This window comes from Bacillus infantis (assembly GCF_050107595.1).
GTDB classification, from domain to species: Bacteria; Bacillota; Bacilli; order Bacillales; family Cytobacillaceae; genus Bacillus_AB; species Bacillus_AB infantis_C.
On the sequence record NZ_JBNILH010000007.1, the window covers coordinates 280,068 to 297,435 of the forward strand.

Consider the following 17,368-nt stretch of genomic DNA (forward strand, 5'->3'; position numbering starts at 1 on the left):
AAAAGGAGTGATTCTATGACAATCCCTGTCAATAAAAGAGTAATCATGAACCAAACAGCACCAAACCGTTCTACTGGAATTATCAACGGAGAGTGTTCCAATATCCTGAACTGGGATGATGTCAGATTTCAATGGGCATTTCCTAAATATAAGCGGATGCTCGCCAATTTCTGGACCCCTTTTGAAATTAATATGTCACAGGACATCAAACAGTTTCCTGATTTATCAGAAGAAGAAAAGGAGGCTTTCTTAAAAATTATCGGCCTCCTGGCCCTTCTTGACAGCATTCAGACTGATTATGCCGGTAAGGTCGCTGATTATCTGACAGATTCCAGTCTCTCTGCATTGATGATCATCCTTGCCCAGCAGGAAGTGATTCATAACCATTCTTATTCTTATGTGCTCTCAAGCATTGTTGATAAAAAGCAGCAGGATGAGGTATTTGAATTCTGGCGGACCGAGCCTGCTCTTATAAAGCGGAATGAATTCGTGGCTTCAGGCTACAGAAATTTTGCAGAGTCGCCTACTGTCGACAGCCTTCTTAAGTCAATCATATTCGACGTTGTTTTAGAGGGCCTGTTCTTCTATTCCGGCTTCGCCTTTTTCTATCATCTGGCACGAAACCAGAAAATGGTCGCTACCAGCACGATGATCAATTATATAAATAGAGATGAACAGCTGCATGTGGACCTTTTCGTGAAAATTTTCCGTGAAATCCTTGATGAATATCCTGAACATAATACCAAAGAGCTGGCGGAATTCGCAGAATCAACTTTCAGGGAAGCGGCCTATCTTGAAATTGAGTGGGCCCGTTCCATCATTGGGGATAAAATAAGCGGCATCCTGATCGGGGATGTGGAAGAATATATAAGATTCTATGCCAATGTCCGTTCCAACCAGCTGGGCTTTAATCGCCCTTTTGAGGAATCAAGGACGAATCCGCTCCGCTGGATCAAGGCCTATGAAGAAGTCGATCTCGGGAAATCGGACTTTTTTGAACAAAAGCCGAGGCAGTATGTGAAGGTGAATACGGTGGATAATGGGTTTGACGATCTATAAATGATTCAGTAAGAAGCACCCCTGTTTGCCTGCAGGGGTGCTTCTTACTGAAGATAATACAGAAATCCGGACGAAGACGCTATATGAAAATACAAAGCTGCAGAATTGGCATTTAGCAGCCCGGCAGGATTATCGCTCATTCAAACTGCTTCTTGTATTCGGCAGGAGTATAACCTGTATATTTTTTAAAGCAAACACTAAAATATTGGGGATTGCTATAGCCGACCTTCTCACAAATCTCATACGTTTTCAGATTCCTCAAGCGCAATTCTTCCATTGCTTTATTCATTCTGAGTTCCAGCAGGTAATCCCCAAAATTGAACCCTTTTTCAAGTTTGAATAAATTGCTTAAATAAGGTGTGCTGACATGAATAATCTCAGCCACTTTTTTCAGGCTCAGGGTACTGTCATGAAAATGTTCTTTCATGTAAATTATCGCCTGGTCAACATGGCTGAAATGATTTTTGTCTTGTTTTCTATGCAAAGCATCTGCCCACTGTGAAACCAGTGATTGAAGAATCTCCATCATTTCGGCTAGCGTTTCCATTTCCATAATTCTCTCATAAACGTCTGAAAAATTTAAACTTATGCTTTCTTCCTTTTTCCACTTTTCAGATTCAAAGAACAGCAAAGTGCTGAACTTTAACGCCAGAACTTTTAAATCAGATAATGGGAGGGCTCTTCTCTCTAATATAGCCTTATTTAATCTGCCGAGGATTTCACTAACCTTTTCAGGTATACCGAGCTTGATTTGGCATTCTAATTCTGACTCTAACATTTGCAGAGAATCATCTGCTTCTTTCTCGCCTGAAACGGTATCTTCAAAAGAAAAAAATTTCCCGTTCCCCATGATATGCCTTAAATCCATCGCGAGCCTTGATTCCAGCAGTGATTTTCCGAGTTCAAACAGATTCTGATAGGTTCTTCCGAGCGTTATTGTTGCAGACTTTCCATCATGCTCATAAAGTGTATGAAGCATTAAATTGGCCAGCTTGCCTTTTCTTGAGTCATTCTCATCATCAAGTGATAAAAGGACTGCACACTCATTGGAATCTATATGCATGACAATAAATTGTCCCGCTGTAAAAAGGGAGGAAGCCGCCTCTTTGAGTCTTTTAATTGTATTCTCATGGAGACCGGCAGTTGAATGAACGAGAACAGCAGCGAAGGTTGGCCCCTCTAATCCAACTCCCAGCTCATTCAATTCCTTCTCCACATCCACCTGCTGATGACCCTCTCTCATCAGTTCCCGAAAAAACTTTTGCTGAAGATAGGGAAGAGACTCTGTTACTTTCATTTCTCTTCTGGCCTCCAGTTCCCAGTCTGCCGCTGCTTCCTTTGCTTTCAAGAGCAGATGCTCAGAATCTACCGGCTTTAACAAATAATCAAACGCTTTCATTTTAAGGGCCTGCTGAGCATATTTAAACTCTTCATATCCTGTCAGAAAAATGATCCTGGTTTCCGGGCTGATTTCCCTGACTTTCTTCCCCATCTCCAAACCGTCCATAAAGGGCATATTTATATCCGAGATGACAACTTGGGGCTGCTCCTTTTCAATCAATCCCAGGGCCGTCTCTCCGTCTCCTGCTTCCCCTGCAATCACGAATCCATGCGCTCCCCATTTAATGGACTGGCAGATCCCTCTGCGGATAATACGGTCATCTTCAACAACAATCATCTTATACATTCTCGCTGAACTCCCCTTTTGTCTTGGGAATAATGATACTCGCCACTGTTCCGCTTCCTGGTTCACTGGCTATGCTTAACCCATACTCGTTTCCAAAATGGATTTTAATCCGTTCATTTACGCTTTTTAGCCCAATCCCGATAAAGCTCTTGGTTTTCTGAAACGAAGACTCCATTTCATTAAGAATATCCTGAAGTTTTTCTTTTTCGATCCCATTGCCATTATCAGCAACCTCTAAGTGAATGAGCCCTTTATCCTGGTAACCTCTTATCATAATCTCCCCTTGCCCTCTTTTCTGCTTTACGCCATGATATATGGCATTTTCAATAAGCGGCTGCAAAGAGAGCTTAACAATATTATAGGAAAGGATTTCTTTTTCTACGTCGATCATGTAGGAGAAGTCATCGCCATAGCGCATCTCCTGAATGAATAAATAGTGTTCGATATGCTCTAACTCATCTTTAATAGGAATAATTTCTTTTCCTTTGCTGATTCCAATGCGGAAAAAGCTGGACAGTGCACTCACCATGCTGCTTGCATCCTTATTCAGCCCCATATCACATAAACCCTTAATTGAATACAGCGTGTTATAGAGGAAATGAGGATTAATTTGCGCATGCATAATGGCAAACTCCAGCTGCCGTTTCTCTTCCTGCTCCAGGCGGATCTGGTCCATTAGTGACTGAATTCGAAGGAGCAGTTCTTTAAACCCGGTATGAAGAATTTTCATCTCCTCCGGGCCTGATGTTTCATGATAAAAATCAAGGCTTTTCTTATTTACGGTCCGCATTTGCTCCGCCATTTTCTCAAAAGGCTTTGAGATGTATTTCCCTACCAGATAGGTAAGGAATATAGCACTGACTATCATTAATAAGATGAAGAAAACAGTAGAATGCTTTATATAATTCACCTTGTTTAATATTTCATCCTGCGGGACTACTGCTGCCAGCTTCCAGTTGTTCGGTTCGACAGTATCATAGATAACGATCATGTCTTCCCCGGAAGCGCTTTTATAAAAAAATTGCCCGTCCTCTTCCTCGGTTTGCTGAAGGGAACGAAGAGTTTTGTTATCCAGCTTGTATTCCGTTTTAACGTTTTTGGATTCATATTTGCCGTTCGGGCTTATCAGTGTCAGATAGCCGTTATCACCGATGAGTGATTTGTTCAGCACCTGCTCAAAGAATTCATCGCGAAGATTAAATAATACGATTCCTTTTTCAGAATAGTATTCCTTTTCAATGAGCCTGAATACCGACATCACTTCATGATTGGTATCAAAAATTTGATCCTGATGTATATTCCTCCAGTAAAATCCCTCTTTGCTGCCTTTATAATGATTAAAATACTGATCATAGGAAACTGTTGGGTTAGCTGTGTAATCACTATGATACAGCAAGAATTCTCCTTGATTGAGATCGATCAGTACTGATTCCAGTATGATATTATAGCGTGAATATACAAGCTGCAATGTTTTATCTATTTCCACATAATACTTTGGTTTAATGTCTGACTGTTTCATCCCAATTAGGTTTAAAACCATTGGATCATTCGAAACCGCCACAAGCTGTTGAAACACATCTGTGAGCACATAATCCAATGAATTCTTTGTCTGAAAAATAGTATCATTGACATTTTTATATGCATTTTCTTCAACCTGAGCGGTCGCAAGCAAGGAAGAAACCAGCCCGGAAACGGATATAAAAATAATAATGATCGGTAAATAGAGGGTGTTGATCGTTGATTTGATAGAGAAAAGGAAGTATTTGCGAATTAAGTTTTTTATTTTCATAACCATCTTTTTTGTTCCCCTTAGAAGAAATAGAAGATTAGATCCCCTGCTTAAACAATATCTAATATTCTATGAACGGTAAATAAGTTTTTTCTTAATTCGGAATATTTATTCTTCTATTTTCAATGCTTGCTGCTCAGTCAGAAGACCCTGAAAAAAGAAACCTTTTCTTATAACACATGATTACGGCTAAGAAAAGGTTCATTTCTTTATCATTTCATACACTTAACGATGTCCGGAGTTTTCTTCTATGCCTTCAGCAAATCATGGTATGCCATGCTTCCCAAGATAAAGGCGCCCATCCCATGGAGGTCATTGACCGATGTAGGACGTTCTGCATAGTAGTCATACACACCTGCTGATGTCCCGATCACAATACCCTTCAAGTCAATCGCTTCCTCTTTTTCATCGACCATATGCTCCAGCAGCCCTTTATATGCCTTATCACAATTTTCGCGGTATGTGTCATCAACATAGCCATGCCGAATCCCTTTTGCAATAAAATACAGGAATAATGAGGAACATGAAGATTCCAGCCAGTTATCCTCAAGGGCACCTTTATCAATGATGTTATACCACAGGCCTGTTTTTTCATCCTGGAAATTGACAACCGCAGGGATGAAGTCTTGAAGAGAAGTGATCCAATCTTCCTGGCCCCGCTTCTTATCCCCAAGGATCTCCAGGAGGTCGATCAATGCTGTGCCATACCAGCCGACAGAACGCCCCCAGAATTCTGGTGAAAGGCCTGTTTCAGGGTCTGCCCATGGCTGGACTTTTTTCTCATCCCAGGCGTGGTAAAGCAGACCTGTTTTCTCGTCTGTCATATGCTTTCTCATCAGCTTTTCCTGGAGCAGGACATGCTGGATCAGTTCTTCCTCATTGAAGTGCTCAGCATAAAGCAGCATGAAGGGCCCTCCCATAAAAAGACCATCCAGCCACATTTGATAAGGATATTTTTCCTTATGCCAGAATCCATTCTCTGATGTCCTGTTAATCGTCTCCAGCGCGCTTCTTAAACGCTTCGCTGCAATCATATACCTTTGATCTTTCGTTTCTTCATACAGCGGGAATAAAAGAATGCCCGCCATTGTAGAGTCAAGCTGGTCCCTTTCAAAGCGGACATTTCCATATTCATCAATCAAGTTATCAAAATAGGCTTTTATATACTCAAGATACTCTTTTTTCCCAGTTGCTTGATAGACACGATACATGCCATACAGAAAAACCCCCTGGTGATAATGGAAATCACCAACCGGCGGAAGCTCTTCTGCACGAAATGTCTGCATAAGTGCCTGGCATGCCTTTTCTGCCATCATCAATGGTGTTTCAGTTGTAATCTTATCAATTGTTTTTCCCATTTTTCTGTCCCCTTTTCCTGTAATATTTGAGGCAATCAAACAAAAAGGGTGCTAATAACTTAAACACCCGCTTTGTCCTGATTGTAAACCAGCAGCATCATTCCAATTGAAAGAATGCCGGCAAGTAGTTACATCTGATTACTTATTAAAAGTGTCGTCATATTTCTTCTTTGAATCTTCAATGGCTTTTGCCCATTCATCCAAGAAATCTTTTGCTGACTTGTCGCCCGTCATCACTGCCTGGAATCCAGGGTCTACCAGGTTATCAAGTATAGAACGGTAATCCGGCAAATAGAATGGAGGCATATAAAGCTTTGTATCCTCATTGTTGTATACATCAAATGCTACCTTGATATGCTGTGCATCCTGTACCCATTGGTCATCTAATACATCTGAATTGGTTGGAATTTGGCCAGTTTGTTCATTCCAGTAGCTTTGTGCTTCTTCAGAGTTGACAAACTCAATGAATTTCCACGCTTCGTCCTGATGTTCGGATGATTTAAACATGGCCAGATTAACTGCATTTCCGCCTTCAGCAACATATTGGCCATCATCTGTGGCTGGAAGCGGGATCAGCTGATATGTGCCATCTTCCAAAGCTTTTTTATGTTCTCCATAAGAACCTGGGTTGTGATGGACCATCGCGACAACACCAGTATCAAAGCCGGCGATCATCTCTTTGTATCCGTTGGTAATATCGCTTTTTGGAGTAAATTTATCATAATAAGAAACATATTTCTCAACGAAGTCTACGTGCTTTGGATCATTGATGTTGGTTGTTCCATCTTCGTTAAAGTAATCCAGGCCGCTGTAGGCAAACATGGCACGCTGAATGGTAAAGGATGCCCCAGCACCTCCGCGGATTGTAAAGCCATAACGGCCGTTGTCTTTATCCGTCATCTTTTCAATTGTTGTAAAGAAATCATCCCATGTTTTAGGTTCGGCGGCGCCTGCTTCTTTAAACCAGTCTGAACGGATCCATAGAGCATCTAGGTTCTGCGCATAGGGTATGCCATAAAGTTTCCCGTCCTGGGTAATGGATTTATTGGATTCTATTGCATTGCTGTTCAGCTTTTCGCTGATATCTGATGACTCATAGTAAGAATCAAGCGGAGCCAGTGCTTCGCGGATTGAGAACTCCGGCAGCCAGGTTGTCTGGACAGAACCGATGTCCGGTGTATCATCGGCCGCTATCGCTGCATCATACTTGGATTTTGCTGATTTATTCGGTATCCCGACATATTCAACATCAATATCAGGATTCTTTTCCTCAAACCGCTTGATCACTTCTTCCCAATAAGGCGTACGCGCCGGTCCTGCGTTTTCATCCCAGAATTGGAGAGTGACAGGTCCATCGGATTTACTGCCAGAATCTTTGCCATCAGATGAAGCCTCATCTCCGCCAGAGCAGCCTGTCAGGACTAATCCGGCAGCCATTGAAAGAGCAAGTGCCGAAGTCCCCCATTTTTGCTTCAACATCATATTTCCTCCCTTTTAGAAACTAATATTTTTTTGTATTTATCAGCCTTTGACAGCCCCGCCCATGCCATTGACAAGGTGTTTCTGTGCGTAGGCAAATAATATCACTGCAGGAATTAAAGCGATTACACTTCCGGCTGCCAGAGCCCCGTAATTGACATTGAATTCGCCCAGCATCGTACTTAATCCGACCGGGAGCGTAAACTTCGAATTCTGATTGGTCAGCATCAGAGCAAGCAGAAATTCATTCCAGGTATAGATGAAAGTAAAAACGCCTGTTGCCACGATGCCTGGGAGCAATAGCGGAAAAACTACATGGCGCAAGGATTGCAATTTTGTACAGCCGTCAATCATAGCAGCCTCTTCCAGTTCCTTAGGTACATTTGCGATGAATCCGCTCATCAGGATGGTCGTAAATGGAATTTCTACTGCCGTATATGTGATGATCAAAGCGAGCGGATGGCTGATTAATCCCAGATTCTTAAATATGACAAACAACGGGATTATCATCATGGCCCTTGGTATAAACTGCGTGGATAACAGCATCAGCAAGAACCCTTTTTTTCCTTTGAACTGGTATCTTGCCAGAGCATATCCAGATAATGTTGAGCATATAAGAACAACAATGACAGTGCAGATGCCAACAATCAAGCTGTTCTTGAAAAAGGTCGCAAATCCGATATTGGTCCATGAATAGACAAAGTTTTCAACAGTCGGGTTGGCTGGGAAATACTGCAATGGCCTCTTTACTATATCTCCTTCCGGCTTTAATGCAGTGTTGATTGTCCAATAGATTGGAAAGAGGGTAAAACTGAGCATCATGGCTAAAGGTAGATATAAGGTTAGGATTTTGTCTAATTTCTTATTTTTTGAAAACAATCAACTCACTCCTTTTCATAACGGGATAGCCTCAAATAAAGGATTGCAAAGATTAGAAGTATCCCAAATGAAACAACCGTTAATGCCGAACCATATCCAAAGTTGCTTCCGTGAACAGCCAAATCTGCAATATACATCGTCAATGTCGTTGTAGCATGTGCAGGACCGCCGCCCGTTAAGTTGAACAGGAGGTCAACGTTATTGAATTCCCATACTACCCTTAGCAAGGTTGTCAGCACTATCGTATTTTTCAGTTGAGGCAGAGTAACATAGATAAAAGATTTCCATCGGTTTGCTCCGTCCACCCTTGCTGCTTCATATAATTCGTCCGGTACGCTCTGCAGAGAAGCTAAAAGTGTGATTGCGAAGAAAGGAATCCCCCTCCACAGCTCAGCAATCACTACAGCTCCGAAAGCGGTGGCTGTGCTGGCTAAGAAAGCCTTGGGCTCGTCAATGATCCCCACCTTTATAAGCATGTCATTAATTACACCCATATGTTCGTTGAACATCATTGACCACATTACCGATGCCAATACCCCTGAGATTGCCCAAGGGATGAAAGCAACTGCCCGAGCGAAGCCTCTGAACTTGAAGGTCTGGTTTAGCAGGAGGGCCAGGATCATCCCAAAGATTAATTGCAGGCCGACCTCAGAAACAACCCATTTCACACTATTAATTAAGCTGGGGATAAATAATTCGTCCTGTGTAAAGATGTGTTTGAAATTATCAAGCCCCGCAAAGCCATTATAATATGGTGCTGAAATGTCATAGTTTTGCAGACTATAATAGAACACAGTCGCAATCGGGTAAAACAAAAATCCCAGGATGATAAGAAAAGATGGCAGTATAAACAGATATGGAATTAATTTCTCTTTTTTAATTTTCTTTTTTTCCACTGCCTTTTTGCTGTTGATTACTGATTCAGGAACCCCTGGCGAGTAACTCATCTAGTTTCCCCCTTTCTCTTGAGTTAATTGTAAATGAAAACGTTTTCTAAAATAATCAAAGATTTTAAGATGATTAGTTGAAATTTTAAGATATTTTAGTTAATTCAATTTTATTAGAAACCATTCAGCAGAAATTTATCCCCATAAAATGGCTTGGATGTTCCAGCAAAAAACCTGCCCTTTCCTTAACAGGATCAGGCAGGTTCGATTTAAAGGATTAATTAGCTGATGGCTTGCTCGCTGGAAAATAGGAGCCCTTTTATATTCATTGGCTTTTTTTCCTGCACTGACCGCCAGACACCTTCTCCAACCGCTATTGAATAAGCACCAGCCTGTGAACCTGCCAGGATCGGATAGTTCCTTGCAGGGTCAGGGCCAAGGAAAAGATCTTCCAGCAGAATCGGATCGCCGCCGCCGTGGCCCCCAGGGTTTTTAACAACCTCTATTGTTTCTTTCGCACCAAAGAGCGGAAAATAATCAATGGTTTGATCTGGATATTTGAAATGAATCCGTGAGGGCTCATGATATTCTGCCGTTTCTATCCTCCCCTTTGTCCCATTGATTGCCAATCGGTAACCCTCATAAGGAGAGGAAAAGTTTATAGAATAGCTCAGTAAGCTTCCTCCCTCATATCTAACTGAAGCCACATAGGTATCCTCAATCCTGATTTCTTCATCATAAATACAGGCATCCGGCCTGTATTTAGTATAAGGCACTTCTTCATATACTCCAGCAAGCAGATGGTCATCTTTTACAGTACTGGTTCCGCTGCGGGGATTCCAGCGCCTGTAATAGGTACAACTGCTTTGATCAGCACATGTTCCGCAATAGCGGCTCGGTACTTTTCGCGGATTTAATTCTCCTTCAGGCCCGAAATAATTCAGGCTTCCATATGCAAATACCTCTTCCGGCTTTTGATCCAGCCACCAATTCACCAAATCAAAATGATGCGTTGATTTATGGATTGATAAGCCTCCGGAAAAATTCCTGTCACGATTCCATCTTCTGAAATAACTGGACCCATGGAATGTATCTATATACCAATTCAAATCCACGGAAGTAATTCGGCCGACCTTGCCTTCCAGTATCATTTCCTTAATCTTCCGGTGAAATGGACTGTATCGATAATTGAATGTGACAATCACTTTAGCTTCGCTTTCCGCTTCAGCTTTCATGACCTTGCAGGCATCTGCCGCATTCGTCACCATCGGTTTTTCAGTTATGACATCAACCTGCTTCTTCAATGACCTTAAAATGTAATCAACATGCGTATCATCCCTGCCTGCGACAATTACATAATCAGGGTTTGTCTGGTCTATCATTTCTTCAAATTGCTCCGGATTATACGTCGGCACATGTTCAAGCATCGGAAATTTCTCTTTGCATACCTTAAAGCGATAAGGATCGGAATCCAATATCGCTGCAATCCCCGTTTCTTTGGAAAATTCATTCATCATGGGCCGCATAAACATTTCCAAAGCCCGATTGCTGACACCGCAAATAGCATATTTTTTCATTCCTCATCCTCCATCCACGTATTGTTAGCACTGCCATACGACTGGTACCGATAGTGTAAATCAATCTCTGCTGCCTCTCAATGAATTATTTGCCGGCTGCAGGATTTCCTTAAAATTTTACTCACTCATCTTAAAATCTTTAATTATTAATGGAGGCGCATTCACTTACTATTAATGTAAAGTTATTTACAAAAATGATAAGGAGGAATCTATTTGAGTAGACATTCTATTATTTATAATGGTTCAGCACCCATAAAGCTCTCCCCTGCACGATCATGGCGAACCTACCTTGGCGGAAAACTGATTGATGAAATTCATGGAAAAGAAGATACAGAGGATAGCCATTTCCCGGAAGAATGGATCATATCAATTGTTTCAAGCAGAACAGAAGGCCGGGAAGCGGACGGATTAAATAAACTGGATCTGCCTGGCATAGATATTACTTTAAAGGAAATGGTAGATAAGCACCCCATAGACTTTTTAGGCAAACAGCATGTTGAGAAACTTGGAAAGCAGACTGGTGTACTCGTAAAGTTAATCGATTCGGCTGAGCGCTTAATCATACAGGCACACCCTGACAAGGAAAAGGCCCGGCAATTATTTAATTCCGCTTATGGCAAGACTGAATGCTGGCATTTTATTGGGGGCAGAGAAATCAACGGGGAGCCTCCTTATGTGTACTTAGGCTTCAAACCCGGTGTCACAAAGGAACAATGGAAAAAGTTATTTAATGTACAAGATATTGAAGCCATGCTGGATTGCATGCACAAGTATTATGTCCGCCCTGGAGATACCTTCTTGATTGAAGCAGGTATCCCCCATGCCATTGGAGCGGGCTGCCTGCTGGTTGAAATCCAGGAACCCACTGATTATACAATCCGCCTGGAAAAGTCCTCCCCTTCCGGATTAAAGCTGGAGGACTACTTGCTTCACCAGGGACTGGGATTCGAAAAAATGTTTGATATATTCCGGTACGAAACTTATACGAGCGAAGAAACCTTGGAAAAGTGGAAAATACCTCCTGCTGTATTATTGCAAACTGCAGGATTTAAAGAAACCGAATTAATTGGCTATCAGCAAACACCATGTTTCCGAATGACTCTTATTGAAGTGGAAAAAGAGGTTACATTAGGGGGAGACGGCGTATTTTCCGGGTTATATATTCTGTCAGGGAATGCAGTCATTAAAGCCGGCGAGATAGAGCAATATGTTAAAAAAGGCGATCAGCTATTTATTCCTGCAAAAGCAGTCACCCTTTCAATTGAAACTACCGGGAAAAGTCCCTTAAAAGGCTTGAGATTATTTGGTCCGGCGTTAGTTTGAATGGTGTATAGAAAAACAGCACGGCCGAAGCCGTGCTTTTCCTCATTCTAGAGCAGCAAATAGACTAAAGGGGCAGCAATGATCAGCGTTAAGATCACCCTTTCAATCCATATGACGATCAGCACGGGAATTGAAAGAGGAATTTCCGTCGATACAATACAAGGCACCAGCGCCGAGAAAAAGATGATACCTGATACAGAGACAACAGCAATGACAACCTTCAGTTCCAGTGCAGCTTCAGCGACCAGCAGGGCAGGAAGAAACATTTCTGCTATGCCAAGAGCGCTTGCCTTGGCAGCAAGCATCGGCTCCGGCAGCTGCAGAACTGATGTGAACGGATAAAAGATATAGCCAATCCAGTCAAAGACCGGAGTAAATTCAGCTAAAACCAGGCCTAGCAGTCCGATCGACAGGATGGATGGCAGGATGGCCATGGCCATTAGCAGCCCATCTTTCAAGTTGACCCGGATATTCTCCAGCAGGCGGGGTGATTGTTCCGCTGTCTTCCTTGCCTCCGCCCATGCTGCAGCGAAAAGGTTTCCTTGTATATTTTTTTCAGGCTGCGGATCTGATCCTTCATAATAATCTTCTTTGATTTTCGATAGCGGCCAGATTCTGACTGTAATCGCTGTTACAAGGAAGGTTACGAAGAAGGTTAGCCAAAAATACAGATTCCACATTTCCATCAATCCGAGCGTCTTTGCCACAATGACCATGAACGTGGCAGAAACGGTTGAAAAGCCGGTTGCGATAATGCTTGCTTCCTTGCCGTTATACTTGCCTTCTTTATAGATGCGGTTGGTTATTAAAAGGCCGACCGAATAGCTGCCCACAAAAGAAGCGACAGCATCAATTGCAGAACGCCCGGGCGTTTTCCAGATGGGGCGCATGATCGGCCTTGCAAGGACACCGATAAATTCCAAAAGGCCATAGCCTACCAGCAAAGAAAGGAAGACAGCCCCTATCGGCACCAGCAGGCCGACGGGTACTACAAGCTTGTTGAATAAGAACGGACCCATATCAGGATCAAACAGCCAGGAAGGACCCTGATTCAGGAGAATCATGATGCCTGTCAGCAGGCCGGCCACTTTAAAAATAGAAAAAATTATATCTGTCGCAGATTTCTTCCATTTTCCTGTCCAAAAAGGATAAATAGCTCCTGCCGCCAAAATGAACAGAGTATAAAAAGGGATGGCAGGTTCCGCTGCCGATTGGATATAGGTCACAAAATGATCAAGCATAATGGATTTCTTTTCGCCGATAGTGATGGGGACAAAGAAAATGAACGCGCCTATGAAACTGTAAACGAAGAATTTCCACATATACGGCGTTCTGGTGCTTATGTCTGTACCAGGCTGTTTTGGCAGATTGGTTTCCATATCAATCTCTCCCTTAACAGTGTGTGTTCAATCCTTATTTCCGCAAGGTGCAGCCGGTCATAAATTGCAGCCAGGCATAGACACCCGCTTTTACCGTTTCTGACACGTTCGAATCCTTTGTCGGGTCAAGACAGACAAAGTCAATATGCAGCACATGCGGACACTTGCCAACTTCAAGCAGGACATCAAACAGTTCGGAAGGCATCATACCGCCCGGTGTCGAGGCAGGCACGCCCGGGGCTGCTGAGATGTCCAGAACATCCATATCCACTGTTACATAAATACGGTCTGTCGTGGCTGCCAGATCATGCAGTGACTCCTGCACAGTTTGGATAAGCCCCCGCTTCCTGGCATTTTTCATGGTGACCATCCGGATTTTGTGTTCTTTTGCATATTCAACCAGCGGCCTTGCATTGAAATAGCCATGGAGTCCGATATTGACTATATCTTCCCCCTTCACAGCACCGCCATCGATAAGCTGGCGGATCGGTGTGCCATTCGCGGGCCCGAGCTCCTTTGGGTCCCTTACATCCAGATGGGTATCCAGCTGAAGAATCCCAATCCTTTCGTCAGGAAAAGCTTCCTTAATTCCGCGAACAGAGCAGGCTGTGACTGAATGGTCCCCGCCGATCAGGCAGCTGACAGATCCAGGGAAGCCTTTTGCCAGTGAACAGGCTGTCTCCTGAATACGGCTGTGCGAAAGCGGGATATCAGTTGTATGCATAAGAACATCTCCTGCATCGGCGGCAGTATAAGAGGTCAAATCGATGTCTTCATCAAGATTAAAGGCTGCGTATCCCTTCCACATTTTCCTGAATTCCTCCGGGTATAATGATGCCCCTGAAACACTGATGGATGATCTTGATAAAGGCGCTCCATAAATGATGACATCGGGTTCTCCCTCTATCCGCTCCAGCGGAGAGACCCATTGATGGACGAATTCAGGGGGGCTGCCTTCAGCCCCCGTATTCCAGGACCAGCCGGGTTTTGTCAGCCAGCGCGCCGCCATCTTACCCCACCACCTTTATGCCGTTTTTCCAGACGGAATGGACATGATTGACCCCGAACAAATATTGCAGCTCCCGGTAGTCCTTCACATTCCACATGACAATATCTGCCTGCTTGCCTGCTTCCAATGATCCTATTCGGTCTTCTCTCCTGATGGCGCATGCTGCATTATAGGTTGCAGCTGTCAATGCCTCTGCCGGCGTCATCCTCATCAAGATGCAGGCGAGATTCATGACGAGAGGCATGGAGGTCGTAGGCGATGAACCAGGATTGCAGTCTGTTGAGATTGCTACAGGCACTCCTCTGTCAATCATCATCCGCCCTTTGGCAGCTTCCTCCCGCAAATAAAGAGCTGTTGCAGGCAGCAGGCAGGCAATTGTACCGGCCTTTGCCATCGCCTCAATGCCAGCTTCCGAAGCCTTCAGCAGATGTTCTGCCGAAACAGCTCCCACCTTGGCAGCCAGCTCTGCGCCACCATAGGACTCAATCTCGTCTGCGTGTATCTTAGGAAGCAGCCCGAACTTTTTTCCGGCTTCAAGAATCCGCTCTGCCTGTTCAGGAGTATAGACTCCCACTTCGCAGAATACATCATTGAATTCTGCGAGCTTTTCCCCAGAGACCACCGGCAGCATCACATCAATAATATAGTCGACGAACTCATCTTCTCTTCCTTTGTATTCCGGCGGCACTGCATGTGCACCCATGAAGGTTTGGACAATATCAACCGGATGCTGTTCATTCAATTTTTTCATCGCACGCAGCTGCTTCAGCTCGGTTTCGAGCTCCATTCCATAGCCGCTTTTTCCTTCTATAGTTGTAACCCCATGAGCAAGGAAGGAATCAAGCCGGACAGCTGTCTGCTCCATCAGCTCCTCCTCCGATGCCTCCTTTGTCATTCTAGCCGTCGCGTGGATTCCGCCGCCGCTGTTCATGATATCCATATAGCTGGCACCTTCAAGGCGCATTTCAAATTCACGTTCGCGGCTGCCGCCGTATGCTGCATGAGTATGGGGATCCACCAGCCCGGGAGTGACCAGCCGGCCGGAAGCATCAATAACCTCTGCATCCTTCAGGTTTGCACCATATTTTTTCTCAACTTCCCCTGCATCCGCAGCAGCAATGATTTTTCCGTCTTTAATCAGCAGGCTTCCGTTTTCAATCAGACCCAGCTCTGACATATCAGTTTTGGAGCGCGGCCCTATCGCATCTGAAGCGAGAGTGGCAAGCTGAGAGGCATTTTTAATCCATAATATCCTGCTGCTCATGTCCGGTCACTTCCTTTACCTAGCATGGGCATGATAATTCCTTTTTCTGCCGCAGTCTTCTTTGCCAATTCGTAACCTGCATCTGCATGGCGGACCACCCCCATGCCGGGATCAGTGGTGAGCACCCTTTCAAGGCGGATTTCAGCTTCCTTCGTGCCATCTGCAACTATGACTACACCCGAATGCTGTGAATAACCCATCCCGACTCCTCCGCCATGGTGAAGGGAGACCCAAGTAGCACCCCCAACTGCATTGATAAGCGCATTGAGGATCGGCCAATCGGAAACAGCATCAGACCCGTCAAGCATTGATTCGGTTTCACGGTTAGGAGAAGCGACTGAGCCGGAATCCAAATGGTCTCTGCCGATTACTACCGGAGCACTCAGTTCCCCGCTCGCCACCATATCATTCAGTATTTTTCCGAATCTGGCTCTTTCTCCGTAGCCAAGCCAGCATATGCGGGATGGGAGCCCCTGGAAATGGATCTTTTCCTGTGCCATCCTGATCCAATTGCATAAATGCTCATTATCGCTGAACTCCCTCAGGATCGCCCGGTCAGTTTTATAAATATCCTCAGGATCGCCTGAAAGAGCTGCCCACCTGAAAGGTCCTTTTCCTTCACAAAACTGCGGCCGGATATAGGCGGGCACGAATCCAGGGAAAGCGAAGGCGTTTTCCACCCCTTCATCTTTTGCCACCTGGCGGATATTATTGCCATAATCAAAGGTGATTGTACCCTTATCCATCATTTGAAGCATTGCCCTTACATGATCTGCCATGGACGATTTTGATCTTTTGACATATTCGCCTGGACTCGCCGCCCTTAAAGCCTCTGCCTCTCCAAGAGTCATGCCGGCAGGGATATAGCCATTCAGCGGGTCATGGGCAGAAGTTTGATCTGTCAGGACATCAGGCATGAAATTCCTTAGCAGCATTTCCGGGAGGATTTCAGCAGCATTTCCTAAAAGGCCGATGGACAGTGCTTTTCCTTCCTGCTTTGCCTGCACAGCCAGGGAAATGGCCTCCTCCAATGAATCCGTTTTCATATCGGTGTATCCTGTTTCGATCCGCCGGTCAATTCTTGTCTCATCCACTTCAATGCCGATGCAGACACCGCCATTCATCGTAACAGCGAGCGGCTGTGCCCCTCCCATGCCTCCAAGGCCTGCTGTTACAGTAATAGTGCCTTTAAGGGAACCTCCAAAATGCTGGTTTGACAGCTCGGCAAAAGTTTCATATGTCCCCTGTACAATTCCCTGGGAGCCAATGTAGATCCAGCTTCCGGCGGTCATCTGCCCGTACATCATAAGCCCCTTGCGGTCAAGCTCATGAAAGGTTTCCCAATTGGCATATGCCGGCACAAGGTTTGAATTCGCAATCAATACGCGCGGAGCATCACTATGAGATTTAAATATGGCGACAGGCTTGCCTGACTGGACAAGAAGTGTTTCGTCATTTTCCAGCTTCTTAAGCGACTCCACTATTGCATCGAAGCATTCCCAGTTTCTGGCCGCTTTTCCGATTCCCCCGTAGACGACCAGCTTGTCAGGCATTTCTGCTACTTCCGGATCCAGATTATTCATCAGCATCCTCAAGGCAGCTTCCTGCTGCCAGCCTTTTGTATTTAATTGATTTCCCCGGTATCTTTTCACTCTCTGAGCAGCTGTTTCCAACATAA

13 protein-coding genes are annotated in these 17,368 nt (G+C 44.3%); 2 read left to right on the forward strand and 11 right to left on the reverse strand.

The window, feature by feature from the left end; genetic code table 11:
* Positions 1-15 precede the first annotated feature (15 nt).
* Positions 16-1,059: a ribonucleotide-diphosphate reductase subunit beta gene (locus ACQCVH_RS16580; protein WP_426836742.1), complete on the forward strand. Its 1,044-nt coding sequence runs from the start codon at positions 16-18 to the stop codon at positions 1,057-1,059.
* Positions 1,060-1,195: 136 nt separating this feature from the next.
* Here the strand turns inward: ACQCVH_RS16580 and ACQCVH_RS16585 are convergent, their stop codons facing one another.
* From ACQCVH_RS16585 to ACQCVH_RS16615, 7 genes are all read right to left on the reverse strand, one after another.
* Complete coding sequence (locus tag ACQCVH_RS16585) at positions 1,196-2,746, reverse strand: response regulator (RefSeq protein ID WP_426836743.1); 1,551 nt, start codon at positions 2,744-2,746, stop codon at positions 1,196-1,198.
* A complete protein-coding gene (locus ACQCVH_RS16590) occupies positions 2,739-4,541 on the reverse strand; it encodes a sensor histidine kinase (RefSeq protein ID WP_426836744.1) in 1,803 nt (600 codons plus the stop codon). Before ACQCVH_RS16590 ends, ACQCVH_RS16585 begins: the two co-directional genes overlap by 8 nt.
* A gap of 242 nt (positions 4,542-4,783) precedes the next feature.
* Positions 4,784-5,893, reverse strand: coding sequence for a glycoside hydrolase family 88/105 protein (locus tag ACQCVH_RS16595; protein WP_426836745.1), 1,110 nt, complete (start codon positions 5,891-5,893; stop codon positions 4,784-4,786).
* A gap of 138 nt (positions 5,894-6,031) precedes the next feature.
* Entirely contained in the window at positions 6,032-7,375 is a 1,344-nt protein-coding gene (locus ACQCVH_RS16600; RefSeq protein WP_426836746.1) for an ABC transporter substrate-binding protein, read from the reverse strand.
* 39 nt (positions 7,376-7,414) lie between these two features.
* Complete coding sequence (locus ACQCVH_RS16605; protein ID WP_426836747.1) at positions 7,415-8,251, reverse strand: carbohydrate ABC transporter permease; 837 nt, start codon at positions 8,249-8,251, stop codon at positions 7,415-7,417.
* Between the two features lie 5 nt (positions 8,252-8,256).
* Positions 8,257-9,198, reverse strand: a complete 942-nt coding sequence (locus ACQCVH_RS16610; protein ID WP_426836748.1) for a carbohydrate ABC transporter permease — start codon at positions 9,196-9,198, stop codon at positions 8,257-8,259.
* Between the two features lie 221 nt (positions 9,199-9,419).
* Positions 9,420-10,715, reverse strand: coding sequence for a Gfo/Idh/MocA family protein (locus ACQCVH_RS16615; protein ID WP_426836749.1), 1,296 nt, complete (start codon positions 10,713-10,715; stop codon positions 9,420-9,422).
* Positions 10,716-10,928: 213 nt separating this feature from the next.
* On the opposite strand from ACQCVH_RS16615, the gene ACQCVH_RS16620 reads away from it, so the two are divergent.
* Positions 10,929-12,038 (forward strand): type I phosphomannose isomerase catalytic subunit, encoded by a 1,110-nt coding sequence (locus ACQCVH_RS16620; protein WP_426836750.1) that lies wholly within the window; start codon positions 10,929-10,931, stop codon positions 12,036-12,038.
* A gap of 47 nt (positions 12,039-12,085) precedes the next feature.
* On the opposite strand, the gene ACQCVH_RS16625 is transcribed toward ACQCVH_RS16620, so the two are convergent.
* From ACQCVH_RS16625 to hutU, 4 genes are read right to left on the reverse strand one after another with little or no spacing between them, the layout of a single operon-like run.
* Complete coding sequence (locus ACQCVH_RS16625; protein ID WP_426836751.1) at positions 12,086-13,417, reverse strand: YjiH family protein; 1,332 nt, start codon at positions 13,415-13,417, stop codon at positions 12,086-12,088.
* Between the two features lie 34 nt (positions 13,418-13,451).
* A complete protein-coding gene (locus ACQCVH_RS16630; protein ID WP_426836752.1) occupies positions 13,452-14,426 on the reverse strand; it encodes an agmatinase family protein in 975 nt (324 codons plus the stop codon).
* A gap of 1 nt (position 14,427) precedes the next feature.
* Entirely contained in the window at positions 14,428-15,690 is a 1,263-nt protein-coding gene (gene hutI, locus ACQCVH_RS16635; RefSeq protein ID WP_426836753.1) for an imidazolonepropionase, read from the reverse strand.
* A complete protein-coding gene (gene hutU, locus ACQCVH_RS16640) occupies positions 15,687-17,366 on the reverse strand; it encodes a urocanate hydratase (protein ID WP_426836754.1) in 1,680 nt (559 codons plus the stop codon). The genes hutI and hutU overlap by 4 nt, the downstream gene beginning before the upstream one ends.
* Positions 17,367-17,368 lie beyond the last annotated feature (2 nt).

What these genes read in the sequence shown, in the direction of transcription:
- ACQCVH_RS16580 (WP_426836742.1), top strand. Translation starts at nt 16, where the DNA reads ATGACAATCCCTGTCAATAAAAGAGTAATCATGAACCAAACAGCACCA.
- ACQCVH_RS16585 (WP_426836743.1), bottom strand. Translation starts at nt 2,746, where the DNA reads ATGTATAAGATGATTGTTGTTGAAGATGACCGTATTATCCGCAGAGGG.
- ACQCVH_RS16590 (WP_426836744.1), bottom strand. Translation starts at nt 4,541, where the DNA reads ATGGTTATGAAAATAAAAAACTTAATTCGCAAATACTTCCTTTTCTCT.
- ACQCVH_RS16595 (WP_426836745.1), bottom strand. Translation starts at nt 5,893, where the DNA reads ATGGGAAAAACAATTGATAAGATTACAACTGAAACACCATTGATGATG.
- ACQCVH_RS16600 (WP_426836746.1), bottom strand. Translation starts at nt 7,375, where the DNA reads ATGATGTTGAAGCAAAAATGGGGGACTTCGGCACTTGCTCTTTCAATG.
- ACQCVH_RS16610 (WP_426836748.1), bottom strand. Translation starts at nt 9,198, where the DNA reads ATGAGTTACTCGCCAGGGGTTCCTGAATCAGTAATCAACAGCAAAAAG.
- ACQCVH_RS16615 (WP_426836749.1), bottom strand. Translation starts at nt 10,715, where the DNA reads ATGAAAAAATATGCTATTTGCGGTGTCAGCAATCGGGCTTTGGAAATG.
- ACQCVH_RS16625 (WP_426836751.1), bottom strand. Translation starts at nt 13,417, where the DNA reads ATGGAAACCAATCTGCCAAAACAGCCTGGTACAGACATAAGCACCAGA.
- ACQCVH_RS16630 (WP_426836752.1), bottom strand. Translation starts at nt 14,426, where the DNA reads ATGGCGGCGCGCTGGCTGACAAAACCCGGCTGGTCCTGGAATACGGGG.
- hutI (WP_426836753.1), bottom strand. Translation starts at nt 15,690, where the DNA reads ATGAGCAGCAGGATATTATGGATTAAAAATGCCTCTCAGCTTGCCACT.
- hutU (WP_426836754.1), bottom strand. Translation starts at nt 17,366, where the DNA reads ATGTTGGAAACAGCTGCTCAGAGAGTGAAAAGATACCGGGGAAATCAA.